Here is a 25,427-nt window from a genome sequence, read left to right as displayed (position 1 = left end):
CCCCGCCCGGCACGCCGCTCCCTCGCCGTACGAAAGGATGTGCGCATAACTCTCTCCGCTCGGCCGCCCCGGCTCAGACCCGTCCTTCTGACCGCCGCGCTGGCCGTGGCCCTCGCGGGCTGCGGCACGCAGGCGGCGCCCGGCTCGGAGGCGGCGGGGCGGGGCGGCGCGTCGGCTCCGGCGCCCGACCGCGCGGAGCTGGAGGCGCGGGCGAAGTTGCTGCAGACCGTCGCCGATCACGTGTGGGTGACCGAGGCGGAGGGCTACACGTTGGCCCGCCAGTCGGTCGGGGTGCTCGGCGACGACGGGTTCAGCAGCTTCTACACCACGCCGGACGGCGGTCAGTTCCAGCTCTCGGCGGAGCGGGGCTCACCCGGCGAGGACGTCTGCGAGGAGGCCTCCGCCGACGCCCCGGGCGGCCGGGTGACCTGTGAGCGGGACGGTCGCCAGTGGTACCGGACCTCGGACCTCGGCCATGAGTACGCGCGAGCGCGGGACGGCCTGGTGGTCAGGGTCGGCGGGGCTCTCCGGGAGGTGGACCGGGCGACGCTGCGGAAGGCGGCCCTGGCCGCCCACCGGGCGGACGATCACGAGCTGGACCAGATACTGCCGCCGACCGCGGACGCGCCCGCCCAGCAGCCGGTCGAGCGCGGCGATCTGCCGCCGGTGGGCGACGGAGCCCCCGACAACGGCGTCGGCGCGAGCGGCTGAGGGGTTGGCCCGGCGGCGTCCGGCCGCCGTCCGACCGGGCGGGGGCACGGCCCGCTGAAGGGCCCGTGGCATCGCCGCGACACAACATGTGGGGGCTGCCGTATCGGGCGGCCCCCACATGTATGCTCGACCTCGCTGTCGCCGCAGGGGAATCCGGTGTGAATCCGGAACTGTCCCGCAACGGTGTGATCAGTGTGCTTTCGCACATCTGAAGTCCGAAGACCTGTCGACAGTGCGTCCGGCTCGACCGAACCGGACGCCAGACGTCCGGGCCTCGCGGAAGGCCGGTGGACGCCGTCAGCAGTGCCGCCCTGTCCCGGGCTCCGCGCTGCGCGGCTTCCCCTGCCCGCCGCCGGCCCCAGCCGAGCGAGGGAAAGCCCCGTGACCATCGCGCCCGCCGATCCGGTTTCAGCCACCGGGTCCGCCGAGTCCGCCGTGTCGACCGCGACCGGGAAGGCCTCGGACGACGCACCCGGGACCGCCCTGCTGCGGACCCTGACCGACCTCACCGTCGATCTCCCCGACACCGACCCCGGGCGGGTCGCCGCCGCCGCGCTGCGCGGGCGCAACGCCCGCTCCGACGAGGCCGAGCTGCGCTCGCTGGCCACAGAGGCCGCCGCGGGCCTGATCTCCGAGGACCCCTCGTACTCCCGGCTCGCGGCCCGGCTGCTGACCCGCACGATCGCGGACGAGGCCGCGGGCCAGGGCGCGACGTCCTTCTCCGCCTCGGTCGCGGTGGGCCACCGCGAGGGCCTGATCGCAGACCGCACCGCCGCGTTCGTCACCCTGCACACGACGGCGCTCGACGCTCTGGTCGGGCAGGCCATGGCCGACGGCGACGACGACCGCTTCGGCTACTTCGGTCTCCGTACGCTGTACAGCCGCTATCTGCTGCGCCACCCGCACACCCGCCAGGTGATCGAGACCCCGCAGCACTTCATGCTGCGGGTGGCAGCGGGCCTCGCGGAGGACGACTCGGGGCGTGCGGTGGACGAGGTCGCCGCGCTCTACCGGCTGATGAGCCGACTCGACTACCTGCCCTCCTCCCCCACGCTCTTCAACTCCGGCACGCGCCACCCGCAGATGTCCTCCTGCTATCTGCTGGACTCGCCGAAGGACGAGCTGGACTCGATCTACGACCGCTACCACCAGGTGGCCCAGCTCTCCAAGCACGCGGGCGGCATCGGCCTGTCGTACTCGCGCATCCGCGCCCGGGGCTCGCTGATCCGGGGCACCAACGGGCACTCCAACGGCATCGTGCCGTTCCTCAAGACGCTGGACGCCTCCGTCGCCGCGGTGAACCAGGGCGGCCGCCGCAAGGGCGCGGCGGCGGTCTACCTGGAGACCTGGCACGCGGACATCGAGGAGTTCCTGGAGCTCCGGGACAACACCGGCGAGGACCAGCGGCGTACGCACAACCTGAACCTGGCGCACTGGATTCCGGACGAGTTCATGCGCCGGGTCGACGCGGACACCGAGTGGTCGCTGTTCTCGCCCGCCGACGTCCCCGAGCTGGTCGACCTGTGGGGCGACGCGTTCGACTCCGCCTACCGCGCGGCCGAGGCGAAGGGGCTGGCCCGCAAGTCGATGCCGGCCCGCGAGCTGTACGGACGGATGATGCGCACCCTCGCGCAGACCGGCCAGGGCTGGATGACGTTCAAGGACGCCGCGAACCGCACCGCGAACCAGACCGCGGAGCCGGGCCGGGTCGTCCACTCCTCGAACCTGTGCACGGAGATCCTGGAGGTCACCGACGACGGCGAGACGGCCGTCTGCAACCTGGGCTCCGTCAACCTGGGCGCGTTCGTCGCCGACGGTTCGATCGACTGGGAACGGCTGGACGCCACGGTGCGCACCGCGGTGACCTTCCTGGACCGGGTCGTCGACATCAACTTCTACCCGACCGAGCAGGCGGAGCGCTCCAACAGCCGCTGGCGTCCGGTGGGGCTGGGAGCGATGGGCCTCCAGGACGTCTTCTTCCAGTTGCGTCTGCCCTTCGACTCCCCCCGGGCCCGGGCTCTCTCCACGAAGATCTCCGAGCGCATCATGCTCGCCGCCTACGAGGCCTCCTGCGACCTAGCGGAACGGTCGGGCCCCCTGCCCGCCTGGTCGAAGACCCGCGCCGCGCGCGGTGTGCTGCACCCCGACCACTACGACACCGAGCTCAACTGGCCGGAGCGCTGGGACGCGCTGCGCGCCCGGGTCGCGAAGAGCGGCATGCGCAACTCGCTGCTGCTCGCCATCGCGCCGACCGCCACGATCGCCTCGATCGCCGGGGTGTACGAGTGCATCGAGCCGCAGGTCTCCAACCTGTTCAAGCGGGAGACGCTCAGCGGGGAGTTCCTCCAGGTCAACGCCTATCTGGTGGACGAGCTGAAGAAGCTCGGCGTGTGGGACGCCCGCACCCGTGAGGCGCTGCGCGAGGCGAGCGGCTCCGTGCAGGGCTTCGCCTGGATTCCCGAGGACGTGCGGGCGCTGTACCGCACGGCGTGGGAGATCCCGCAGCGCGGCCTGATCGACATGGCCGCGGCCCGTACGCCGTTCCTCGACCAGAGCCAGTCGCTCAACCTGTTCCTGGAGACGCCGACGATCGGCAAGCTCTCCTCGATGTACGCGTACGCCTGGAAGCAGGGGCTGAAGACGACGTACTACCTGCGTTCGCGTCCGGCGACCCGGATCGCCCGTGCGGCCTCGGGCGCCGCGCCGGCCGCCGCCCCCCTTCCCGTACAGCAGGCCTCGGCTCCCGACGCGGACGCCCTCGCCTGCTCCCTGGAGAACCCCGAGTCCTGCGAGGCCTGTCAGTGATGAGTGCGAACCAAGAGAAGAACCTGCTCGACCCGGGATTCGAGCTGACCCTGCGTCCCATGCGCTACCCCGACTTCTACGAGCGCTACCGGGACGCGATCAAGAACACCTGGACGGTGGAGGAGGTCGACCTGCACTCCGACGTCGCCGACCTCGCGAAGCTGTCGCCGGGTGAGCAGCACATGATCGGCCGGCTGGTGGCCTTCTTCGCGACCGGTGACTCGATCGTCTCCAACAACCTCGTGCTGACGCTGTACAAGCACATCAACTCCCCCGAGGCGCGGCTGTACCTGTCGCGGCAGCTCTTCGAGGAGGCCGTGCACGTCCAGTTTTATCTGACGCTGCTGGACACCTACCTGCCCGACCCGGACGACCGGGCGGCGGCGTTCGACGCGGTCGAGGAGATTCCCTCGATCCGGGAGAAGGCGCAGTTCTGCTTCCGGTGGATGGACTCGGTCGAGAAGATCGAGCGGCTGGAGACGAAGGCCGACCGCCGTCGCTTCCTGCTGAACCTGATCTGCTTCGCGGCGTGCATCGAGGGGCTGTTCTTCTACGGCGCCTTCGCCTACGTGTACTGGTTCCGTTCGCGCGGTCTGCTGCACGGTCTCGCGACGGGCACCAACTGGGTCTTCCGTGACGAGACCATGCACATGAACTTCGCGTTCGAGGTCGTGGACACCGTCCGCAAGGAGGAGCCGGACCTCTTCGACGACGCGCTCCAGCAGCAGGTCACCGACATGCTGAAGGAGGCGGTCGAGGCGGAGCTGCAGTTCGGCCGCGACCTGTGCGGCGAGGGCCTGCCGGGCATGAACACCGAGTCGATGCGCCAGTATCTGGAGGGCGTCGCCGACCAGCGGCTCGCACGCCTCGGCTTCCCGACGGTGTACGGCTCCCAGAACCCGTTCTCGTTCATGGAGCTCCAGGGCGTCCAGGAGCTGACGAACTTCTTCGAGCGCCGCCCGTCCGCGTACCAGGTGGCGGTGGAGGGCTCGGTCGGCTTCGACGACGACTTCTAGGGGGCGTCCGGCTCCGCCGGGAGAGGCGCCGCGNNNNCCCCGGGGCCACGCGGCGCTTTCCGGTTCTCCGGGCGGCGGCTCACCCCGCCCGGCGTCGCCCGGGGCGGGTGCCGGGCACAGCGGGCCGGCTGCGGTCAGATGCCGCAGCTGGGCGCCGACCAGAAGCGGTTGGGCCCCTGGTTGACGTGCACGTGGTCGTTGTGGCCCGAGTAACCGGGGCCGAGGATGCCCCGGAAACCGTGGTAGCGGGCCTGCTTGGCCAGCGTGCACAGGGAGTGCGGGGAGGCGCCGAGGTCGACTGCGTCACCGTACAGGTGGCGGCTGTTGGACGCGCCGCCGACGGCCGAGTTGCAGGAGTAGGAGCGGAAGCCGCTGGTGACGCGGATGGACTGGTCGCCGAGCGCGTGGCGCAGCGCTTCCAGCTTCCACATGCTGCTCAGCGCGTTGGCCTTGGCCGTGCCGGCCGCGACCGCGCCGCCCGACCAGGTGCTGTTGCACTTGTTGAGCTCGGGATACGTGAAGTGGATCGGGGTGCAGTCGTTGTCCTGGAGCGCGTAGATCTTGGACTGGGTGGCGGGGCCCGCGATCCCGTCGGCGGCCAGACCGTAGGCCGCCTGGAACCGCTTGACGGCGGCGGTGGTGGCGGGGCCGTAACTGCCGTCGATGGCGAGCACCGCGTTGTAACCCGGGTAGCCGGCCACCCTGATCTGCAACTGGACGACGTCGTTGCCGCTGGCGCCGGGCGCCAGGGTGCGGTTCCAGGTGTAGCAGCCGTCGGCCTGTGCGGGGCCGGCGGTCAGCACCGCCCCACCCAAAGCAAATGTGATGGTCATGACAAAACCGAGCAGAACGCGTGCGGTACGTCTCAGCACAGGGGTCTCCCTCTGAACGTCACGGGCGATGTGAACGCGAGCTTGGCCCAGGAGTCGACGCGCGTCAACTACCCCAAGGCAAACGGCAGTCATCTGCCAGGAAGGCACCGGACAACGGCAGGGGCCCGACACCGCGGACGGTGTCGGGCCCTGCTGGAGCGGGCTCAGTCGTTCGGGACCGTCGCGTAGCGCGGCGTGCCCTCGGCCATCTGCCGCAGCGCGTCCTTGCGGTCACGCTTGGACAGCCGGTCGATGTACAGGTAGCCGTAGAGGTGGTCCGTCTCGTGCTGGAGACAGCGCGCGAAGTAACCCGTGCCCCGCACCCTGATCGGGTTGCCGAGGGCGTCCTGCCCGCGCACCACCGCGTAGTCGGGGCGGGCGAGGGCGGCGTACGCGGTGGGGACCGAGAGGCAGCCCTCGTTGGAGTCGTCCAGCACCCGCGCCTCGGGGGCCAGCTCCTCCAGCACCGGGTTGCAGACCACGCCCACGTGCCGCTTCCCCTCGTCGTCCGGGCAGTCGTAGACGAAGACCTTGAGGTCCACACCGATCTGGTTGGCGGCCAGACCCACGCCCTCGGCCGTCCGCTGGCTGGCGAACATGTCGTCGATCAGCTGTGCCAGCTCGTCGCCGAACTCGGTGACGTCCTTGCACTCCTTGTGGAGCACCGGGTTGCCCACGACCGTGATCGGACGCGAGGTGCCGCGCTCCCGGTGCGCCGCCTCGCGCGCCTCACAGTCCTCGGTGTCGACGATGAAGCCCTCGTCGTCCACACCGGTCCGCCCGTCCGTCTCCTGCTGCGACATGTCCGCCGTACGCCTTCCTGCAAAACCTGAACTCGGTGACCCCGCAGAACCCCGGACGCCCCGGGGACCGCGGGAGGAGCAGCACCGCGATCGGTGCGCGTACAGCCTACGCGGGCAGCGCTCAGCAGACTTCTTCGAGATCCCGCCACTCACGGCTGTCCGGGCTGTCCGCGACCCAGCCGTCCAGCAGCCCGCGCACCAGGCCGGCGGGCGCGGCGAGACCGCACTCGCGCTCCGGTACCCACAGGTCGCCGGCCCCGGCGGTGCGGTGGCCCAGGGGACCCGGGTGGCCCGGCTCACTGTGGTCGTGCGGGTCCAGATGCTCCCCGTCGCCCTCGTCGCTCTCCATCCGGCTCTCCGAGCAGGCCCGGCAGAGCAGCCGCACGGAGGACGACCAGTCCTCTGCGGCGAACCCGGCGTCCGAAGCCAGCTGCTCCAGCGCGTCCCGGTCCGCCTCTGTCGCCGCCTCCAGCAGCACCACCCAGGTCGGCACCGGGGAGGGGGCCCACAGCTCGATCTCGTCGAACACCGGATACGCGGGCCCGGCCGCGGTGACCCGCTCTCCGTTGGGCACCCCGTCGTGCAGGACGACCTCGCCCCAGCGCCGGCCGGAGGACGGCAGCGGGATCGAGAGCACCTCGATCCGCGCGGGGTCGAGCCGCCGGCCCCACACCACCTCGGCCTCGCCCTCGGGGGAGAGCCGCACCGCCGCGCTGCCCAGCTCCATGCCGGTCGGCTCGGTGGTCGCCGCGCTGTGCGGGCCGCTCCCGGGGACCTTGAGGCCGTACGCCTGCCAGGCACGCCGCGCCAGCGGCCAGTCCTGGAGGGCGGTGGCCGCGATCCCCACGTTCCACCAGTCCGGGGCCCCGGACTCCCGGTCGAGCAGGGCGACGGCCCGCAGGCCCGCCGTCCTCGCCTGCTCCCAGTCGTGCCGGAACTTGTGCAGCAGCGCCAGATTGAACCAGGACTCCGAGAGCCAGGGCTCCAGATCCGCCGCGCGCGTCAGCAGGGCCCCCGCGTCCTCGTACCGGCCGTCGCCGATCAGCGTGAACGCGCGGTCCGTGGCCTGCCGCCAAGAGGCGGACGGCCGATGCCGTACCTTCCCGAAGATCCTCACGATTCCCGCCTGTCCCGACTGGACACCCTCGTCATCCGCTCTGCTTTCGCATCCAACCATGCTCGGCCGGACGCCCGCTCATTACCCATGGGTTACCCAGCCCCGGCCGGGGTCAGACCGCTCGGCCCCAGGACTCTCGCCCCCGCCCCGTCCCTGGGGCCGGTACCCGCTCCCGGCGCCGGGGCCCGGCGTCTTCATCGCGCGGTACGGCGCGCTCACGCGTGCCCCGGGGGCGTGGCTGTGGGCGTCGGGCGGCCTGCGGTCCCGTCGGCGGATCGAGTGCGTCACCGGAATTCCGCCACGGTGGGGCGGCGACGGTGGCGGACACCGCGGTGACAGCGTCACGCCGGAGGCGGCGGCGTGCGGGCCGGGCGGCGCCGGGGCGCGGGACTCCGGGAGGCAGCCGCGGAGGCTGCGGGCGGCGCGGCGGGAGGGCCGGGGCGCCGGAGCACGACCGGGGGGTCTCCCGCCCGGTGCGCGGCCCTGGCGCGCCGCTCACCGGGGCCACGGGTCCGGTGAGCTCCTGCGGGACTACTCGGCCGCGGTGGCCGACCGGTCCGTGTCGTGCACGGTCACGTCCTGTTCGGGCACGGCCTCACCGGCCCGGATCAGGTCGATCCGGCCCATCACCTTGGAGCGCAGGTCGGCCGGGACGTCGTCCTGTCCGCAGCAGCGCTTCACCAGCTTCTTCACGGCCTGTTCCAGGCCGTACTTCTCCAGGCACGGGGAGCACTCCTCGAAGTGCACCTCGAACTTGGTGCAGTCGCCCTCGGGCATCTCCCGGTCGAGGAACTCGTAGAGATGATCGAGGACCTCCGAGCAATCCGTCTCGTGCGGCTCTCCGCAGCTCATGAGGCCGGGCCTTTCCGATCGTCCGAGTCACCGGCGCCGGCTGCGACGAGCCCGCGCTCACGGGCGTAGTCCTCCAGCATGCCGCGCAGCTGACGGCGCCCGCGGTGCAGCCGGGACATCACCGTACCGATGGGGGTCCCCATGATGTCCGCGATCTCCTTGTACGCAAAGCCCTCGACGTCGGCGAGATACACGGCGATGCGGAACTCCTCGGGGATCGCCTGGAGCGCCGACTTCACGTCGGAGTCCGGGAGATGGTCGAGCGCCTGGGACTCCGCCGAGCGCAGACCGGTCGACATGTGCGACTCGGCGCGCGCCAGCTGCCAGTCCTCGATCTCCTCCGCGGCGCTGCGCTGGGGCTCCCGCTGCTTCTTCCGGTACGAGTTGATGAAGGTGTTGGTCAGGATGCGGTACATCCACGCCTTGAGGTTGGTGCCCTCACGGAACTGGTGGAAAGAGCCGTACGCCTTGGCATAGGTCTCCTGGACCAGGTCCTCCGCGTCGGCGGGGTTGCGCGTCATGCGCAGCGCGGCGGAGTACATCTGGTCGAGAAAGCCCAGGGCGTCCCGCTCGAAGCGCGCGTTGCGCTCTGCGGGCGTCTCCGGGGCGCGGCCGTCGTCGGTCCCTGTGTCGGTCCCTGTGACCGGACCCACCTCCTCCAACGATGTGGCGGAGCCGAAACCGGACCCGCTCGCATCGGAGAATAGTCGACCTTCCGGGGACACGGGCTGCCGATCGGCTCCGCCCGTGGGCCGCCCGGGTGTGGTCCTCGCCGCACGCAGTACGGTCCACTCCAGGTCTGCGGCGTTCGAGCGGCTCGGGCAGATGGTCGAACCCATGCGACGGACTCCCTCTCGACGTACGACGTTGTTGTACCGACGTCCCGGACAACAGCGCCCCCGCGCGCGGCATTCCCGTGAGCCCGCCCACGCCCGCCACGGGGCCCGCGCCCCCGGGGCGGGCCCGCGCCACCCGTGCGGGGCGCGGGCGGGGCTCAGGGCGTGGGCGGGGCCGGGGTCACCCGAGTGACGCGATCCATCCGGTGACCGCCGCTGTGAGGACGTCCATCGCCTGCCCCTCGGTCGTCCCGGACTTCTTCGGCACCGCGAACCCGTGGTCCCCGTGGGGCACTTCGGCCAGCTCGTACGGGCCGGGAGGGAACTCCTCCGGTCGGCCGAACGGGTCGTTGCCGCCCTGCACCACCAGGGTGGGCACGCCGGCGCCGAGGAGTTCGCCCGCGCGGGACTTCTCGGGCCTGCCCGGAGGGTGCAGCGGGAAACTGAGGGCGAGGACAGCCAGAGCGCCCAGCTCGGCGGCGGTCCGGCAGGCGACCCGGGCCCCGGCGCTGCGGCCCCCGGCGACGACCGGCACGCCCCGCGCGGCCAGGGCGGGCCACAGGCCTCGCCAGCCGGTGTCCAGGGTCTTCGGGGCGGGGGCCACCTTCTTCCCGGCCACCCGCCAGGGCTGCTCCACCAGGGCGACGGTGACGCCCGCTCCGGGCAGGGCGGCGGCCAGGGCCCGCAGATCACGTGCTTCGATGCCGCCGCCCGCCCCGTGGCCCGCGGCGAGCACGAGGCGGGGTTCGGCAGCGGCGAACCAGGTGATCCGGGCGTCACCGGCGTCGGTGACGACGTTCTGCGTACTCCGTCGAAGACTCACCGGACCATCCTCCCTCCCCCGGGCCGTGCTCAGAACAGGGTGGACTCCTCCGGCGCGGCCAGCTCCTCCAGCAGTTCCGGCCCGTTGTTGCGGACGTTGCTGACGGCGGTGGCGACCGGGTAGGCGCGCATCAGCCCGCCGGGCGGCGGCTCCAACAGCGCACGCAGCTCCTCGGGGCCGGTGTGCGCGGGGTCCAGCCAGGCGTCCCAGCGCTCGGGGGTCAGCATCAGCGGCATCCGGGGGTGGATGTCGGCGAGTGCCCCGGGGCCCTCGGCGGGGGCGACGGCCAGCGGCGTGGTCTCCGCCTCCGTGGTGATCACCGAGCACGTCACCCACCAGGCGTTCTCGTGGTCGCCGGGCAGCGTCGCGTCGCGCCAGAACTCGTACAGTCCGGCCATCGCGAGGACCGAACCGTCGGCGGGGGTTACGAAGTACGGCTGCTTGCGGGCCCGCTTCTTGCCCTTCGCCTCCTCCAGCCGTCGCTCCTCCGGGCCGGTGACCCACTCGTAGTAGCCGTCGGCGGGCAGGATGCAGCGGCGCTGGGCGAAGGCGCGCCGGAAGGAGGGCTTCTCGTGCACGGTCTCCGCGCGGGCGTTGATCATCCGGGCGGCGCCTTCGGGCGACTTCGCCCAGGACGGGACGAGCCCCCATTTCAAGGCCCGCAACTGGCGAACCGGACGCTGGTCGTCCGCGTCCTTAACAGGACGCTCCAGAACCGCGTAGACCTCTTTCGTCGGCGCCACGTTCCAGTCCGGCCCCGGGGCCTCTGCGGGTTCCCACTTCTCGACGCCGAAGAGCCCGGCCAGGTCCTCGGGCCGCCGGCTCGCTGCAAACCGTCCACACATAAGTGCCACACTGCCACGACCGCCCGCCACGACCGCAAGGAGTCGCCCGGCCGATGAACAGCACCGAATTGGGCGATCTGTGGGATCGCGTCACCGGCACCCAGTCCGCGCCCGACCAGTGGCTGGTGGTGGCGACCTTCGCGCTGGCGCTCGTCGCCGTCGTGCCGAATCCCCTGTGGCGGCTCGCGCGCAACACGATCACCATCGCGCACGAGGGCGGCCACGGGCTGGTGGCGCTGCTCACCGGGCGGCAACTCTCCGGCATCCGGCTGCACTCGGACACCAGCGGGCTGACGGTGAGCCGCGGCAAGCCGACGGGGATCGGCATGATCCTCACCGCGGCGGCCGGATACACGGCCCCGTCGCTGCTGGGCCTGGGCGGTGCGTGGCTTCTCGCGGGAGGCCGGATCACTCTGCTCCTGTGGGTCTCGACGGCGTTGCTCGCGGTGATGCTGGTGATGATCCGCAACGTGTACGGGGCGCTCACCGTCATCCTGACCGGCACGGTCTTCCTGCTGGTGTCGTGGCTGGCCTCCTCAAACGTCCAGTCCGCGTTCGCGTACACGGTGGTGTGGTTCCTGCTGCTGGGCGGGGTGCGGCCGCCGTTCGAGCTCCAGTCCAAGCGGCGCCACGGAGGGGCTCCGGACTCCGACGCGGACCAGCTCGCCCGCCTGACCCACGCCCCGGCGGTGCTGTGGCTGTTCCTCTTCCACGCGGTGTCGCTGTGCTCCCTGTCCGGCGGCGGGCGGTGGCTGCTGGGGTGGTGAGGACGCACCGCGGCTCCGCCGCGCGCCACTCTCTCCTTATGGGCCGGTTTCCGCCCTTCTGGTCACGATCGGGGTCGGCGCGGAGCCATTAAAGTGATGGCCATGACCGAGAGTTCCGTGCAGCCCGCCCTCTGGCCCGCCCCCCACGCGAGCGGAGCCGTCGATGCGACCGTCACCGTGCCCGGATCGAAGTCGGTCACCAACCGCGCCCTCGTGCTGGCCTCGCTGGCCGCCGAGCCGGGCTGGCTGCGCCGGCCGCTGCGCTCCCGCGACACTCTGCTGATGGCTCAGGCGCTGCGCGCGATGGGCGTCGGCATCGAGGAGACGATCTCCTCCAATTCCACCGTCGCGGGCGAGCCGGAAGGCTCCGGCGAGGCCTGGCGGATCATCCCGGCCGGGCTGCACGGCCCGGCCACCGTGGACGTCGGCAACGCCGGCACGGTCATGCGCTTCCTGCCGCCCGTCGCCACGCTCGCCGACGGCCCGGTCCGCTTCGACGGCGACGCCCGTGCCTACGAGCGCCCGCTGACCGGGGTGATCGAGGCGCTGCGGGCGCTGGGCGCCCGGGTCGACGACGACGGGCGCGGCGCGCTGCCGCTGACCGTGCACGGCGTCGGGGCGCTGGACGGCGGCCCGGTGTCGATCGACGCGTCGTCCTCCTCGCAGTTCGTCTCCGCGCTGCTGCTGTCGGGGCCGCGCTTCAACCAGGGCGTCGAGGTCCGGCACACCGGCTCCACACTCCCCTCCCTGCCGCACATCCGGATGACCGTCGACATGCTGCGGGCCGTCGGCGCGCAGGTGGACGAGCCGGAGACGGGCGGCGAGCCGAACGTGTGGCGCGTCTCGCCCTCCGCGCTCCTGGGCCGGGACCTGACGATCGAGCCGGACCTGTCCAACGCTCAGCCGTTCCTGGCCGCCGCGCTGGTGACCGGGGGCCGGGTCACCGTCCCCGACTGGCCGGAGCGCACCACCCAGCCCGGTGACGCGCTGCGCGATATCTTCACCGCGATGGGCGGCAGCTGCGAGCTGACCGAGCACGGCCTGACGTTCACCGGCACCGGCCGCGTCCGCGGCATCGACGTGGACCTCGGCGAGGTCGGCGAGCTGACCCCGGGCATCGCCGCGGCAGCGGCCCTGGCGGACTCCCCCTCCACCCTGCGCGGAGTGGCCCATCTGCGGCTGCACGAGACGGACCGGCTGGCGGCGCTGACCGAGGAGATCAACGCGCTGGGCGGCGACGTCACCGAGACGGCCGACGGGCTGCACATCCGCCCGCGCCCGCTGCACGGCGGTGTCTTCCACACCTACGACGACCACCGCATGGCCACAGCGGGGGCGGTCATCGGCCTCGCGGTGAAGGACGTGGAGATCGAGAACGTGGGCACGACCGCCAAGACCCTGCCGGACTTCCCGGACATGTGGACCGGAATGCTCGGGGCCTAGGGACATGCGCCGCTACGGGAAGAACCCCGACGAGGACGACATCCGCGTCCGCCCCAACCGCAAGGGCAACCGGCCGCGTACCCACACCAGGCCCAAGCACGAGGACGCCGTGGAGGGCATGGTCCTCACCGTCGACCGGGGCCGGCTGACCTGCCTCGTCGACGGCCGCACGGTGGTCGCGATGAAGGCCCGCGAGCTGGGCCGCAAGGCGGCGGTGGTGGGCGACGTCGTCTCCATCGTCGGCGACCTCTCGGGCGAGAAGGACACCCTGGCCCGGATCGTGCGCATCGGCGAGCGCCGTACGGTGCTGCGCCGCACGGCGGACGACGACGATCCGTACGAGCGGGTGGTCGTCGCCAACGCGGACCAGTTGGCCATCGTCACCGCTCTGGCCGACCCGGAGCCCCGCCCGCGCATGATCGACCGCTGTCTGGTGGCGGCGTACGACGGCGGGCTCACGCCGCTGCTGGTGCTGACCAAGTCCGACCTCGCCCCGCCGGACAAGCTGCTGGAGGCGTACACCCCGCTCGGCGTCCCGTACATCGTCACCAGTCGCGAGGAGCTGGAGAGCGGGGGCGCGGCGGACCGGGTGCGCGAGCAGCTGAACGACCGCGTCACCGCCTTCGTCGGGCACTCCGGGGTCGGTAAGACCACCCTGGTCAACGCGTTGGTGCCCAAGGACCGGCGGCGGACCACGGGCATCGTCAACGCGGTCACGGGCCGGGGCCGGCACACCACCACCTCGGCCCTCGCGCTGCCGCTGCCGGGCGACCGCGGGTGGGTGGTCGACACTCCGGGCGTCCGCTCCTTCGGCCTGCACCACGTCGACCCGTCGCGCGTCATCAACGCCTTCCCCGACCTGGTGCCCGGCACGGAGGACTGCCCGCGTGGCTGCACCCACGACCAGAACCAGCCCGAGTGCGCGCTCGACGCCTGGGTGGCCGAGGGGCACGCGGACCCGGCCCGGCTCGACTCGCTGCGCCGGCTGCTCGCGACACGGGAGCGGCGCGAGGGCGACTGACGGAATCCCGTCCGGCGCCCCCGGGGCGTTTGCGCGCTTCAACGATTGGTAAAGGCATACTCGGACCGTGCGGGACGAGGCCGTCACCTATCCGGGAGGCAACTGACGATGGCGTGGCTGCTGATCGTGGTCGCCGGACTGCTGGAGACCGGCTTCGCCGTGTGCCTGAAGCTCTCCCACGGCTTCACCCGCCTGTGGCCGACGATCGCGTTCGCCGCCTTCGCCCTGGGCAGTTTCGGCCTCCTCACCCTGGCGCTGAAGAAGCTCGACGTCGGCCCGGCGTATGCGGTGTGGACCGGGATCGGCGCGGCCGGGACGGCGGTCTACGGGATGGTCTTCCTCGGAGACGTCGTCTCGACGCTGAAGCTGGTGTCCATCTCGCTGGTGATCATCGGGGTCATCGGCCTCCAGCTGTCCGGCTCGGCGCACTGAGGTCCCCTTCGGTCCGCCGCCACGGGCCCCGCGACGCCTCCCGTACGAGGGCGAGCACCCGGCTGTCCAGGTCGTCGCCCCCCGGCACCGGGACGACGACGCAGGAGAGGGCCAGACGCAGCGCGATCTCGCAGCGCTCGGCGGCGTCGCCGGACTCCGGGGGCGAAGCGGCCGCCATCCGCTCCCGTACCAGGACGAGCAGCTCGCCGGGCGTCGGCAGCCCTGGGCTCCCTGGTCCTCCGGAGCCCGGCCGACGGCCCGGGCGGGGCAGGTCCTTTGCCCAGCACCCCGTGAGCAGCGCCTTGACGAGCGCGTCCGTGCGGGCGGCCCGGACCGTCCACAGGGCGACGGCCGCCGGGCGGTCGGGCGCGGGGGCGGTCAGGGCCCGGTCGACCCCGGCCAGATAGCCGTCGACGGCCCGGCGCAGCAGGGCCTCGGCCAGTCCGTCCTTGGCGCCGAACTCGTTGTAGAGGGTCTGCCGGGACACTCCGGCCGACGCGGCGACGTCAACCATGCGCACGGTGTGCCAGGCCCTCTCGGCGAGCGCCCCGAGGGCGGCGTCCAGCAGGGACTGGCGCGCTGTCGGCATCGCCGCCTCCCCCGGAAGACCTGCGCTCCAGCCTTGAGGGGCTCCCCGGGGCTGTCAAGGGGGCGCGTCACGGGCGGGGCGGGCGCCGGGGGCGCTGTGTCCAGGGCCGCGCGGCGCTGGATACTGTGACGGCATGCCCGACTACCACGATGATCTGCGCTTCGCCCACGTCCTGGCCGACGCCGCCGACGCGGTGACGATGGACCGGTTCAAGGCTCTCGACCTGAAGGTGGAGACCAAACCGGACATGACGCCGGTGAGCGAGGCCGACAAGGCCGCCGAAGAACTGATCCGCGGCCATCTGCACCGTGGCCGCCCGCGCGACGCGATCCTGGGCGAGGAGTACGGGGTCCAGGGCTCCGGACCGCGGCGCTGGGTGGTCGACCCGATCGACGGCACCAAGAACTACGTGCGGGGCGTGCCGGTGTGGGCGACGCTGATCTCGCTGATGGAGGCCGGGAGCGACGGCGTCTACCAGCCGGTGGTCGGCGTGGTCTCCGCGCCCGCGCTGAACCGGCGCTGGTGGGCCGCGAAGGGCGCCGGCGCGTTCTCCGGTCGCAGCCTCACCTCGGCGACCCGGCTGCGCGTGTCGAAGGTGGACCGGATCGCCGACGCGTCGTTCGCGTACTCCTCGCTGACCGGCTGGGAGGAGCGGAGCCGCCTCGACGGCCTCCTGGACCTGAGCCGGGCCTGCTGGCGGACGCGGGGGTACGGGGACTTCTGGCCGTACATGATGGTCGCCGAGGGCTCCGTGGACATCTGCGCGGAGCCGGAGCTCTCGCTCTGGGACATGGCGGCGAACGCGATCATCGTGCAGGAGGCGGGCGGCCGGTTCACCGGCCTGGACGGGGTCGACGGTCCGGGCGGCGCCGACGCGGCGGCCTCCAACGGGCTGCTCCACGAGGAGCTGCTGGGCTATCTCAACCAGCGCTACTGACCGCACGCGCCTTTGGGCTCCCGGCGCGCGTGAGGCACACCGCGTGTGACCCACCGCGTGAGGCGCAAGGGGCCGGGGAGCGGCACGAGGGGCGCGAGGTGGGCGCGCGTCGCGCGGGGCCCATGCGCTGGAGGGTGCGCCGGGGCGGCTTGCTGAGGATGGTCTTTCGCGCGCCCCTGTGGCGTGCTTCGCCCGCCCCTTGTCGGCCTGCCTCGGGGGTGCGACTCTGAGAGCCCCCCACTTGTGAACTTGTGAACCGACTCACAGGGTCGGATCTCCGAGGAGGTGGCTCATTCCATGCTCGTCCGTGACGCCATGAGCACGGTGGTCCTCACCATCGGCCCCACCCACACCCTTCGCCAGGCCGCCCGGCTGATGTCGGCCCGGCGCGTCGGGGCCGCGGTCGTCCATGATCCGGACGGCTGCGGCCTCGGCATCCTCACCGAGCGCGACATCCTCAACTCCATCGGCTCCGGCCAGGACCCCGACCGGGAGACCGCCTCCGCCCACACCACCACCGACGTGGTCTTCGCGCATCCGGCCTGGACCCTGGAGGAGGCCGCGGACGCCATGACACACGGAGGATTCAGACACCTGATCGTGCTGGACGGCGACGGCCCGGTGGGCGTCGTGTCGGTGCGCGACATCATTCGCTGCTGGACGCCGGCACGCCGCCGCACGGCGGTCACGGCCGGCTGAACCCTGCCCGCGCCCGCGGAACGACCGGTGGGCCGGACCCCCNNNGGTCCGGCCCACCGAGACGACAGGCGCCTGGTCAGCCGCGAAGGGCCTGGACCGCGGCTTCCAGCCGCTTGCCGAAGTCGCCGTCCGCCTGGCGGAAGTTGTTGATCGCGCGCTCGGCGATGTCGTCGCGCGAGACCTTGGCGATGAACCCGGCGAGGTTGTCCACGAGCCGGCCCCTCTCGTCCTCCGACATCAGCCGGTAGAGGTTGCCCGCCTGCACGAAGTCGTTGTCCTCGGCGTGGGTGAAGGCCTCGTGGTTGCCGGTGCCGCCGGTGACGGGGATCGACTGCCACAGCGGCCGGTCCGTCTGGAACGGGCCGCCGAAGCTGTTCGGCTCGTAGTTCTTCGCACCCTTGTGACGGCCGTCGTAAAGGAAGCCGTCCCGGCTGTTGGTCCGCGCCTCTGTGGCGTGCGGGCGGTTCACCGGCAGGTGGTCGGCGTTGATGCCGACGCGGTAGCGGTGGGCGTCACCGTACGCGAAGAGCCGGCCCTGGAGCATCTTGTCCGGGGAGGGGCCGATGCCCGGCACGAAGTGCGCGGGGCTGAAGATCGACTGCTCGACCTCGGCGAAGATGTTCTCCGGGTTGCGGTTGAGCTCGAGCTTCCCGATCTCGATCGGCGGGTAGTCCTCGTGCGGCCACACCTTGGTGAGGTCGAACGGGTTGAAGCGGTAGGTCGCCGCCTCGGCCGCCGGCATGACCTGCACCTGCACGGTCCAGGAGGGGAAGTCCCCGCGCTCGATCGCCTCACGGAGATCGCGCTGGTGGCTGTCGGGGTCCTCACCTGCGAGCTTGTCGGCCTCGGCCTGGGTGAGGTTCTTGATGCCCTGGTCGGTCTTGAAGTGGTACTTCACCCAGAAGACCTCACCGGCCTCGTTGTTCCACTGGTACGTGTGAGAGCCGTACCCGTTCATGTGGCGCAGCGTGGCCGGGATGCCGCGGTCACCGAAGAGCCAGGTCACCTGGTGGGTCGACTCGGGCGAAAGACCCCAGAAGTCCCAGACGTTGTCCGCCTCCTGCGAGCCGGTGTACGGGTCGCGCTTCTGGGTGTGGATGAAGTCGGGGAACTTGATGGCGTCCTTGATGAAGAACACCGGGGTGTTGTTGCCGACGAGGTCGTAGTTGCCCTCTTCGGTGTAGAACTTCAGCGCGAAGCCGCGCGGGTCGCGCACCGCGTCGGCGGAGCCGAGGTTGCCCGCGACGGTCGAGAAGCGCAGAAACGTCTCGGTCTGCTTGCCGACCTCGGAGAGGAACGCGGCCCGCGTCCACTGCGAGACGTCACGGGTCAGCGTGAACGTGCCGTACGCACCGGCGCCACGGGCGTGCACGACCCGCTCCGGGATGCGCTCGCGGTTGAAGTGGGCGAGCTTCTCCAGCAGCGCCTGGTCCTGGACGAGGACCGGACCGCCGGCGCCGGCGGTCTCACTGTTCTGGTTGTCGGCCACCGGCGCGCCGGCCTCCGTTGTGAGGGGTCCCTGCGTCACGTGCGCCTCCTGCGTCATGTCCTGCACTTCGGTGATCGGCCGATCTCGGTCGTCGGTCGATGTTCCGCACAGCCTGTCCCTTGGCGTATGCCGGTCCCGATCCTACAATGGACATTGTCTAAGTCAAGTGAACATCCAAAGTCACACCCGATCGGGACTCGGTCCCCCCACTGTTAGGCTGAGACGCATGAGCGACCTGTTGGAACGACTTCGCGGACGCGGCTGGCGCATGACGGCGCAGCGGCGTGTCGTGGCAGAGGTCCTCGACGGGGACCATGTGCACCTGACGGCGGACGAGGTCCACGCGAGGGCCGTGTCGAGACTGCCCGAGATCTCTCGCGCCACCGTCTACAACACCCTTGGGGAGATGGTGTCCCTCGGCGAGGTGCTGGAGGTCTCCACCGACCGCCGCGCCAAACGCTACGACCCGAACGCGCACCGCCCCCACCACCACCTGGTCTGCGCCCAGTGCGGCGCGATCCGGGACGTGCACCCGTCGGGCAACCCGCTGGCGGACCTGTCGGCGGACGAGCGTTACGGCTTCACGGTCTCCGACGTCGAGGTGACGTACCGCGGTATCTGCCCGAACTGCTCCGCCGCCTGAGCGGAGGGTTTCGCCCGAGCGCGGAACCCTCCCGGGTCGCGCCGGGGAGCCCGACCGCGCCCCTGGGGCGGCCCGCTCCGCCTTCGGCGGTTCCTCGCGCAAGACGAAGGCCCGCCGCGCATGACGAAGGCCCGAATCCAGTGGATTCGGGCCTTCGTCTTACAGTAGCGGGGACAGGATTTGAACCTGCGACCTCTGGGTTATGAGCCCAGCGAGCTACCGAGCTGCTCCACCCCGCGGCGATGAATGCAACGTTACGTCAACAGGTCGAGCGGCGCAAATTCGTTCCCACGGTCCCACCGGGCGCCAGCCGGGTGCCCCGCCTGGACGGCACAGGCGGGAGAACCGTCACCGAGGAGCGGGCCTGTGACGGCCGGCCCCTGGGCACGGCCGACGGCAGACCGACGCCCCTCCTGCCGACCGCGCGGCGCTACGCGGTCAGCTCCTGGTGCAGAGCCTCGCGCAGCCGCGCAGCCCGCTCGGCCACTTCCGCCGGCCCCAGCTCCACGGCCCGCGCGCACCAGCGCTGCCCCTCGGTGAGCTCGCCCCGGCGCGCGGCCAGCAGCGCCAGACGCAGGGCGGCGCGGCCGTGGCCCGCGTTCGCCGCGCGGCTCCACCACAGAGCTGCCTCGCGCTCGCTGCCCTCGCGGGCGAGCAGCAGCCCGAGGTTGAAGGCCCCGTTGCGGCTGCCCGCCTCTGCCGCCTCGCGATACCAGTGAGCGGCGCTCTCCATGTCCCCGCGGGCGGCAGCGAGCATGCCGACACGGACCTGGGCGCGGCGGTGGCCCTGCTGGGCCGCCCGCTCGTACCACTCCTCGCACTCGGTCTTCTCCGGCATCGGCTCACCCAGCGCGGGCGGGCCCGGCGGCGGCTGGCGCGCGTCCAGCACCCCGGCCAGCCGGAACGCCGCCTCCGCGCTGCCTCCGCCCGCCGCGCAGCGCAGATGCCGCTCGGCCTCGCGGTCATCACCGTCGCGCAACAGCGCCATGGCGACCTGGAGCGCGGCATCGGTGTGCCCGGCCGCCGCGGCCTGCTGGTACCAGACAAGCGCCGTGCGGTCCTCGTTCCGTCCGGCGTGCAGGATGCCGAGGTTGAAGGCCGCGTCCACGCTGCCCGCCTCCGCCGCCTTGGAGAACCAGGGCTCGGCGCCGGTGTGGTCCCCGGCCTGGAGCAGCAGCACCGCGAGCGCGTTGGCGGCCTCGCGGTGCCCGGCGTACGCCGCCCGGCGGTACCACTGCTCGGCCTGCGGGGTCCGGTCCTGGGCGGCGCAGAGCAGCCCGAGGTTGTACGCGCCGTTGACGTCCCCGGCGTCCATGGCCGCCCGGTACCAGCGCTCGGCGGTCTGCTGCTCACCGCGGGCGGCGTGCAGGGCGCCCAGTGCGTTGGCGGCGTTGCCGTCGCCGTCCTGGGCCGCGCGCAGCCACCACACGGCGGCGCTCTCCTCGTCGCCGGCGTCGCGCAGCAGGAAGCCCAGGGCGCAGGCCGCGCGCGGCTCGCCCTCCTTGGCGGCGGTGAGATACCAGCGGCCGGCCTCCTTGAGCTCGCCCCGCTGCTCCAGGATCGCGCCGAGGTGCAGCGCCGCGCGCCGGTGGCCCCGGGCAGCTGCCTGCCGGTACCACTGCTCGGCCTCTCCGACCCGCCCGGCGGCGGGCCCCGCGACGGGACTGTCTCCACCCTCGGCCCTCTTCGCGTCCGTGTCCGCGTGCGCGGCGCGCGTCGCACGGATGCCGGACTCGGTCGGATCGCCACGGAGCCCGAACCCCGGAGCCGTCCGCCCTGAGCCGGTCCCCCGGCCCAGGCCGAACGCCTCGTGCGGGTCCTCGACGGCGTTCCGCTCCAGGGTGCGGGCCAACCGGTAGGCGGCCTCACGGTGCCCCTGCTCTGCGGCTGCCCGCAGCCAGCGCTCGGCCCCGACGTCACCGCGGTGCTCCAGGAGGTCGGCCAGCGCGTAGGCGCCGAGCGCATGCCCCTGTTCGGCGGACTGCCGCAGCCAGTACTCGGCGCCGGGCTCGTCGCCGCGCTCGCGGAAGTGCCGGCCCAGCGCGTGCGCGGCAGCGGCGGAACCGGCCACCGCGGCGATGCGCCACCAGCCGGCCGCCTCGTCCGGGTAGCCGCGCTGGTGGAGCAGGACGCCCAGGTTGTTCGCGGCGGCCCGGTCTCCGTCGGCGGTGGCGGCGCGCAGGTACATCTCCGCGCCGTCCAGCTCGCCCCGGCGCAACAGCAGCGCGCCCAGGACGCTCATGGAGGCGGTGTCCCCCGCTTCGGCGGCACGCCGGTGGCGCGCCTCGGTCTCGGCACTGTCCGCCGCGTCGACCGCGTCCGTGATGCCCTCGTCGGAGGCGGCCCCCTCCGGGGCACCGGCACGCGATGATCCGGCCGTCCTGTCCGTGGTGCGCCCCCCGCCCAGGAGCGCGGTCGCCACCGCGGTCCCCGTCTCCTGCGAGCTGGTGGCGGCCACTGCGGCGGACGTGCTGACGTCCGCTGCGGCCGCCCCGGCGATGGCGGCGGCGAAAGCCGCGTCCGCGGCACTTTCCGCCGCTTTGCCGCGCCGCTGCACAAACCGCCCTGTCTCCAACAGAGTTGCCCTGTCCCCCATAAATACCATCGTCGCACCACCTGTAACCCGCGTCACCTCGTATATCGCGGCCAGTGAGGTCACTTCAGCGTTTTGTCGACATGCCCACAGAGAGATAAGTCAAACACGCCCGGAGCCAACTCGTGCCCCGCGACCCGCACTTCACGCCCACGGTTCGAGAAGCCGCTGCGTACAGGGACAGCAACACGACGAAGGCCCGGATCTCCTAGGAGATCCGGGCCTTCGTCTTTTCAGTAGCGGGGACAGGATTTGAACCTGCGACCTCTGGGTTATGAGCCCAGCGAGCTACCGAGCTGCTCCACCCCGCGCCGTTGTGTTCAAACCGTACCACGGCGCGGGGCGGCTCCTGCTCAGCTGCCCTGGTCGCCGCCCTGCGCGGCCGAGGCGGCAGCACCGGTCTTCCCGGCCGCCTCCGTCCTGCCCTCGCCCGCCGGCTCTTCGGCGCCCACCGGCTCTGCCGCGCCCGCGGGCTTGGCGTCACCGTCCGGTTCGGCCCCGCCCTCCGGCTTGGCCTCGCCCTCCGGCTTGTCGGCGCTGTCGCCCTCGCCTCCGGCCTTCGGCTGCGCGGCGGCGGCCCGCTCCAGAGCTTCCTGCAGAGCCTCCTGGGCCTTGCCGTAGGCGGGCCAGTCCTGCTCCTGCAGCGCCTTCTCACCATCGGTGTACGCCTTCTGGGCGTCCGCGATGGCCTTCTCGAGCGCGGCACTGCCCGTGGCGGGGGGCTCCTCGGGAGTGTCGCCGGGCGGCTCGCTGGGATCGGGCGGCGTCGTCTCCGCGTCGCCGTCGACCCCGAAGACCGCGTTGAGCGCGTCTCCCAGGTTGTTCTCGAAGACGATCTCCGAGCCGTACGAAGCGGCCACCTTGCGCAGCAGCGGGTAGTTCTGCGTACCACCGCGCGTGTAGACCGGCTCGATATAGAGGAACCCGCCTTCGAGCGGCACCGTCAGCAGGTTGCCGTACTCGATGTCCGAGTCGGTGCCCTTGAGGTTCCTCACGAACTCGGCCACGTCGTCGTTGCCGTTGAGCTCACTCTGGACCTGGCCCGGGCCCTTCACCGTGGTAGTGACTCTCAGCAGCCGCATGGTCCCGTAGTCCTTGCTGGCCGCGTCGGCGTTCACCGCCATGAAGGCGCCCAGGTTGGGGCGTCCCTTGGGGGTGAACGTGGTGGTCAGCGAGAACTGCTGCGCGTCCTGGCCCGGCATCTTCATGCTCAGGTAGTACGGCGGAACGGCGCCCGGCTCCTTGTTGGTCGGGTCGTCCGGCACCTGCCACGCGTCACTGCCGCTGTAGAACTGCGCGGGGTCCTCGACGTGGTACCGGGTGAGGAGCTCGCGCTGGACCTTGAAGAGGTCCTGCGGATACCGCAGGTGGTCCATGAGCTCCTGCGGGATGTCGCCCCGGGGCTCCACCGTCCCCGGGAACGCCTTGCGCCAGGTCTTGAGGACCGGGTCCTTGGTGTCCCACTCGTAGAGCTTGACCTTGCCGTCATACGCGTCGACGGTGGCCTTCACCGAGTTGCGGATGTAGTTGACCTGGTTCTCCTGGGCGACGACCGCGCGCTGGTTGGTGGTCAGCGAGTCGGCCGTGGTGTCGCCGAGAGTCGTCCGGGACGCGTACGGGTAGCCGTTCGACGTGGTGTAGGCGTCGACGATCCACTGAATCCGGTTGCCGACGACCGCCGGGTAGGCGTCGCCGTCGATGGTCAGCCAGGGGGCGACCGCCTCCACACGCTCCTTGGGCGTGCGGTTGTACAGAACCCGCGAGCCCTCGCCGATGGCTCCCGAGTACATGATCTGCGGCTCGCTGAAGGCGACCGCGTACGCGGCGCGGTTGAACGAGTTGGAGAGGCTGACCCCGCTGTCGCCCTTGTAGCTGGTGGTCTTCTCGCCGTCCTCCTCGTAGTCGAGCTCCTTCTGGGGCCCGCCGACGATGGAGTACTGCTCGGTCTTCTCGCCGTAGTAGATCCGCTGCTCGTACTCGCCCAGCTCACCGGTGGAGGGCAGGCCCGACTCGATGAAGTCCGGGGACCCCGTCGGGTTGGTGCCGGTGGTGGTGCCCCGGGCCGCGATGGCGCCGTAGCCGTGGGTGTACGTGAAGTGGTCGTTGATCCAGTTCCGCTTCGGCAGGCCCTGGATGTTCAGCTCGCGGAGACCGATGACGGTGTCCTGCTCCTTGCCGTCCTCGCCCTTGTAGCGGTCGACGTCCAGCGTCTTGGGGAACTGGTAGTAGTTCCTCTTCTGCTGGAGCTGCTGGAAGGCCGGGGAGACGACGTTGGGGTCCATCACGCGGTAACTGGCCGCTGTGTTGGCCACGGACCGCAGCCTGGCGTCGTCCTTCGTCGTCGCCTGGCCCTCGTAGTCGTCCACCTGCGCGTCATCGATGTCGTAGGCGTCGCGAGTGGCGTCGATGTTCTTCTGGATGAACGGCGCCTCCTTGGCCTGCTCGTTCGGCTGGACCTGGAACTTCTGCACGATCAGCGGGTAGAGCCCGCCGATCAGGATCGCCGAGAGCACCATCAGACCGAAGCCGATGACCGGCAGCTGCCAGGTGCGGCGCCACAGCGTCGCGAAGAAAAGCACGGCGCAGATCGCGGCGATGCAGAACAGGATGGTCTTCGCCGGGAGGTAGGCGTTGGCGTCGACGTACCGCAGGCCCGTCCAGTTGTCGGTGGCCTTGAAGTCACTGGACTTCACCGCCAGTCCGTACCGGTCGAGCCAGTACGCCACGGCCTTCAGGGAGACGAAGATGCCGAGCAGCACGGACAGGTGGCCGGTGGCCGCGCCGGTGGCGCGGGCGCCGGGGCTGGTGATGCGCAGCCCGCCGTACAGGTAGTGGGTCAGGGCCGCGGCGATCAGCGAGAGCACCGTCGCCGCGAAGCCGAAGCCCAGCAGGAAGCGATACCACGGCAGGTCGAAGGCGAAGAAGGCGACGTCCAGGTTGAACTGGGGGTCCTTCTGGCCGAACGGCACGCCGTTGACATACATCAGCCAGGTGCGCCACTGGCCGGAGGCGGACGCTCCGGCGATCAGCCCGACGAGCGCCGTGACGGCGAGCAGCACCCACTTCTTGTAGGGGGCGATGCTCATGCGGTAGCGGTCCAGGCTCTGCTGTTCCAGGGACATCGCGCTCAGCGGCGGCCGGAGCCGGTGCGCGAGCCAGACGTTCACGCCGATGGCGAGCGCCATCAGCAGTCCGAAGACGAGGAAGAGCCCGATCTTGGTCCACAGGGTGGTGGTGAAGACGGATGAATACGCGACCGACCTGTACCAGAGCCAGTCCGTCCAGAACCCCGCGAACATGACGAAGGCCATGGCGAGGACCGCCAGGACGCCCAGTGTCATGAGCAGGGTACGGGCGCGCCGGGACGGGCGGCCGACTCTGATCCGTGGCCCGGTCGGGCCTCCGCCGCGGTCCGGCATCTGGAAAGCCAACGTGCGCACCTCGAAGTTCGCGGTCGTGGGAAACAGGCTCAGCGATCCTAGAGCCCACCTATGCAACTTACTGAAGCTTTACCTAGTTCCCGTTCCCGGGGTGGAAGGAGGCAGGATATTGCCCATGCCCAACGTTTCCCCCGCAGGACCCCCGATGGCAGCGAGCCCGCTCACCGTCGCCGTCCTCGAAATCGACGCCTACGCCTCCACGCTCGGCTGGGACCAGCCCGCACGGCTGTTCGCCCTGGTCGACACCGCCCGGCTGCGGGCCCAGGAGCCCGCTCTCGCCACCCAGCTCGGTCTGGACGACTCCGCCGCCACGACCGCTTCCCTCACCCCGATCGAGCAGGAGGAGCTCCCCGCCGGTACGGCGCTGGACGACTTCCTCGGCACGATCGCCTGGCCCGACGCCGTGGCCGGATGCGCCATGACGGTGGAGCGGCTGATGCTGCCGCCGTCCGCCGAGGCCTCCGTGCCGGAAGGGCTCGACGAGAAGCAGCTGACCACATGGGTGGCGAACCATCCGGACCGGCAGGAGGTACGGATGACCGTGGCAGTCCTGCGCGACGGGGCGCGTGAGTCGGCCGTACGGTTGCGGGAGAAGGACTCCCCGACCGAGGTCCTCACGGGCGCCGGCCTGGTCCCCGGTCTCGCCGAGGCTCTCGCCGCGACATTCGAGGCCTGACCCGCCAGCCGCCCGGGC

Annotated in this window: 22 protein-coding genes, 2 tRNA genes and 1 riboswitch; of the genes, 11 read left to right on the top strand and 13 right to left on the bottom strand. The window is 71.6% G+C overall.

Annotated elements, in window-relative coordinates; genetic code table 11:
• Positions 1-45: 45 nt before the first annotated feature.
• From V9U70_RS27690 to V9U70_RS27680, 3 genes are all read left to right on the top strand, one after another.
• A complete protein-coding gene (locus V9U70_RS27690; RefSeq protein ID WP_336680115.1) occupies positions 46-711 on the top strand; it encodes a hypothetical protein in 666 nt (221 codons plus the stop codon).
• 122 nt (positions 712-833) lie between these two features.
• Positions 834-956, top strand: a riboswitch (cobalamin riboswitch).
• A 136-nt stretch (positions 957-1,092) separates the two neighbouring features.
• On the top strand, positions 1,093-3,516 hold the full coding sequence (locus tag V9U70_RS27685) for a ribonucleoside-diphosphate reductase subunit alpha (RefSeq protein WP_336679649.1): 2,424 nt from the start codon (positions 1,093-1,095) through the stop codon (positions 3,514-3,516).
• Entirely contained in the window at positions 3,516-4,532 is a 1,017-nt protein-coding gene (locus V9U70_RS27680; protein WP_336679648.1) for a ribonucleotide-diphosphate reductase subunit beta, read from the top strand. Before V9U70_RS27685 ends, V9U70_RS27680 begins: the two co-directional genes overlap by 1 nt.
• A gap of 134 nt (positions 4,533-4,666) precedes the next feature.
• Here the strand turns inward: V9U70_RS27680 and V9U70_RS27675 are convergent, their stop codons facing one another.
• The 7 genes from V9U70_RS27675 to V9U70_RS27645 form a co-directional block, all read right to left on the bottom strand.
• Positions 4,667-5,404: a D-Ala-D-Ala carboxypeptidase family metallohydrolase gene (locus tag V9U70_RS27675; protein WP_336679647.1), complete on the bottom strand. Its 738-nt coding sequence runs from the start codon at positions 5,402-5,404 to the stop codon at positions 4,667-4,669.
• Between the two features lie 164 nt (positions 5,405-5,568).
• Positions 5,569-6,207, bottom strand: coding sequence for a peptide deformylase (def, locus tag V9U70_RS27670; RefSeq protein ID WP_336679645.1), 639 nt, complete (start codon positions 6,205-6,207; stop codon positions 5,569-5,571).
• A gap of 121 nt (positions 6,208-6,328) precedes the next feature.
• Positions 6,329-7,324 carry a tetratricopeptide repeat protein gene (locus V9U70_RS27665; RefSeq protein WP_336679643.1) on the bottom strand — a complete coding sequence of 332 codons (996 nt, stop codon included), beginning with the start codon at positions 7,322-7,324 and terminating at the stop codon, positions 6,329-6,331.
• Between the two features lie 531 nt (positions 7,325-7,855).
• On the bottom strand, positions 7,856-8,176 hold the full coding sequence (gene rsrA / locus V9U70_RS27660) for a mycothiol system anti-sigma-R factor (protein ID WP_336679642.1): 321 nt from the start codon (positions 8,174-8,176) through the stop codon (positions 7,856-7,858).
• Entirely contained in the window at positions 8,173-8,829 is a 657-nt protein-coding gene (locus V9U70_RS27655; RefSeq protein WP_336679640.1) for a sigma-70 family RNA polymerase sigma factor, read from the bottom strand. The genes rsrA and V9U70_RS27655 overlap by 4 nt, the downstream gene beginning before the upstream one ends.
• Positions 8,830-9,193: 364 nt before the next feature.
• Entirely contained in the window at positions 9,194-9,835 is a 642-nt protein-coding gene (locus V9U70_RS27650; protein WP_336679638.1) for an alpha/beta hydrolase family protein, read from the bottom strand.
• A 29-nt stretch (positions 9,836-9,864) separates the two neighbouring features.
• A complete protein-coding gene (locus V9U70_RS27645; RefSeq protein ID WP_336679636.1) occupies positions 9,865-10,680 on the bottom strand; it encodes an SOS response-associated peptidase in 816 nt (271 codons plus the stop codon).
• A gap of 53 nt (positions 10,681-10,733) precedes the next feature.
• Between V9U70_RS27645 and V9U70_RS27640 the strand changes: the two genes are divergently transcribed.
• The 4 genes from V9U70_RS27640 (at position 10,734) to V9U70_RS27625 (ending at position 14,343) form a co-directional block, all read left to right on the top strand.
• The gene (locus V9U70_RS27640) at positions 10,734-11,447 is read left to right on the top strand and encodes a M50 family metallopeptidase (protein ID WP_336679635.1); all 714 of its coding nucleotides are present in this window, start codon (positions 10,734-10,736) and stop codon (positions 11,445-11,447) included.
• 102 nt (positions 11,448-11,549) lie between these two features.
• Positions 11,550-12,890 (top strand): 3-phosphoshikimate 1-carboxyvinyltransferase, encoded by a 1,341-nt coding sequence (gene aroA, locus V9U70_RS27635; RefSeq protein WP_336679634.1) that lies wholly within the window; start codon positions 11,550-11,552, stop codon positions 12,888-12,890.
• Between the two features lie 4 nt (positions 12,891-12,894).
• Positions 12,895-13,911, top strand: a complete 1,017-nt coding sequence (gene rsgA / locus V9U70_RS27630) for a ribosome small subunit-dependent GTPase A (RefSeq protein WP_336679633.1) — start codon at positions 12,895-12,897, stop codon at positions 13,909-13,911.
• Between the two features lie 108 nt (positions 13,912-14,019).
• Positions 14,020-14,343, top strand: a complete 324-nt coding sequence (locus V9U70_RS27625) for a DMT family transporter (RefSeq protein ID WP_336679632.1) — start codon at positions 14,020-14,022, stop codon at positions 14,341-14,343.
• Here V9U70_RS27625 and V9U70_RS27620 read toward each other — a convergent pair.
• Positions 14,309-14,932 carry a TetR/AcrR family transcriptional regulator gene (locus V9U70_RS27620; RefSeq protein WP_336679630.1) on the bottom strand — a complete coding sequence of 208 codons (624 nt, stop codon included), beginning with the start codon at positions 14,930-14,932 and terminating at the stop codon, positions 14,309-14,311. The two genes, V9U70_RS27625 and V9U70_RS27620, sit on opposite strands and share 35 nt — an antisense overlap.
• Positions 14,933-15,065: 133 nt before the next feature.
• Between V9U70_RS27620 and hisN the strand changes: the two genes are divergently transcribed.
• Both hisN and V9U70_RS27610 read left to right on the top strand, forming a co-directional pair.
• Positions 15,066-15,869, top strand: coding sequence for a histidinol-phosphatase (gene hisN / locus V9U70_RS27615; protein WP_336679629.1), 804 nt, complete (start codon positions 15,066-15,068; stop codon positions 15,867-15,869).
• A 297-nt stretch (positions 15,870-16,166) separates the two neighbouring features.
• Positions 16,167-16,568, top strand: coding sequence for a CBS domain-containing protein (locus V9U70_RS27610; protein ID WP_336679627.1), 402 nt, complete (start codon positions 16,167-16,169; stop codon positions 16,566-16,568).
• A gap of 76 nt (positions 16,569-16,644) precedes the next feature.
• Here V9U70_RS27610 and V9U70_RS27605 read toward each other — a convergent pair whose 3' ends face one another.
• Positions 16,645-18,114 (bottom strand): catalase, encoded by a 1,470-nt coding sequence (locus tag V9U70_RS27605; RefSeq protein ID WP_336679626.1) that lies wholly within the window; start codon positions 18,112-18,114, stop codon positions 16,645-16,647.
• Positions 18,115-18,283: 169 nt separating this feature from the next.
• Here V9U70_RS27605 and V9U70_RS27600 point away from each other — a divergent pair, with 169 nt between their 5' ends.
• Positions 18,284-18,700, top strand: a complete 417-nt coding sequence (locus tag V9U70_RS27600; protein WP_336679625.1) for a Fur family transcriptional regulator — start codon at positions 18,284-18,286, stop codon at positions 18,698-18,700.
• Between the two features lie 165 nt (positions 18,701-18,865).
• On the opposite strand, the gene V9U70_RS27595 is transcribed toward V9U70_RS27600, so the two are convergent.
• The 4 genes from V9U70_RS27595 to V9U70_RS27580 all read right to left on the bottom strand — a co-directional run bounded on the left by V9U70_RS27595 (position 18,866) and on the right by V9U70_RS27580 (position 24,712).
• Positions 18,866-18,939 (bottom strand) — tRNA-Met (locus V9U70_RS27595).
• Positions 18,940-19,130: 191 nt separating this feature from the next.
• Complete coding sequence (locus V9U70_RS27590; protein ID WP_336679624.1) at positions 19,131-21,305, bottom strand: tetratricopeptide repeat protein; 2,175 nt, start codon at positions 21,303-21,305, stop codon at positions 19,131-19,133.
• Between the two features lie 225 nt (positions 21,306-21,530).
• Positions 21,531-21,604 (bottom strand) — tRNA-Met (locus V9U70_RS27585).
• A 42-nt stretch (positions 21,605-21,646) separates the two neighbouring features.
• Entirely contained in the window at positions 21,647-24,712 is a 3,066-nt protein-coding gene (locus tag V9U70_RS27580) for a UPF0182 family protein (protein WP_336680113.1), read from the bottom strand.
• Positions 24,713-24,848: 136 nt separating this feature from the next.
• Between V9U70_RS27580 and V9U70_RS27575 the strand changes: the two genes are divergently transcribed.
• Positions 24,849-25,409: a PPA1309 family protein gene (locus V9U70_RS27575; RefSeq protein ID WP_336679623.1), complete on the top strand. Its 561-nt coding sequence runs from the start codon at positions 24,849-24,851 to the stop codon at positions 25,407-25,409.
• Positions 25,410-25,427: the final 18 nt, after the last annotated feature.

The sequence above is a fragment of the Streptomyces pratensis genome, from assembly GCF_037137275.1.
Classification (GTDB): Bacteria; Actinomycetota; Actinomycetes; order Streptomycetales; family Streptomycetaceae; genus Streptomyces; species Streptomyces pratensis_B.
This window is presented reverse-complemented; position numbering and strand designations above follow the sequence as displayed.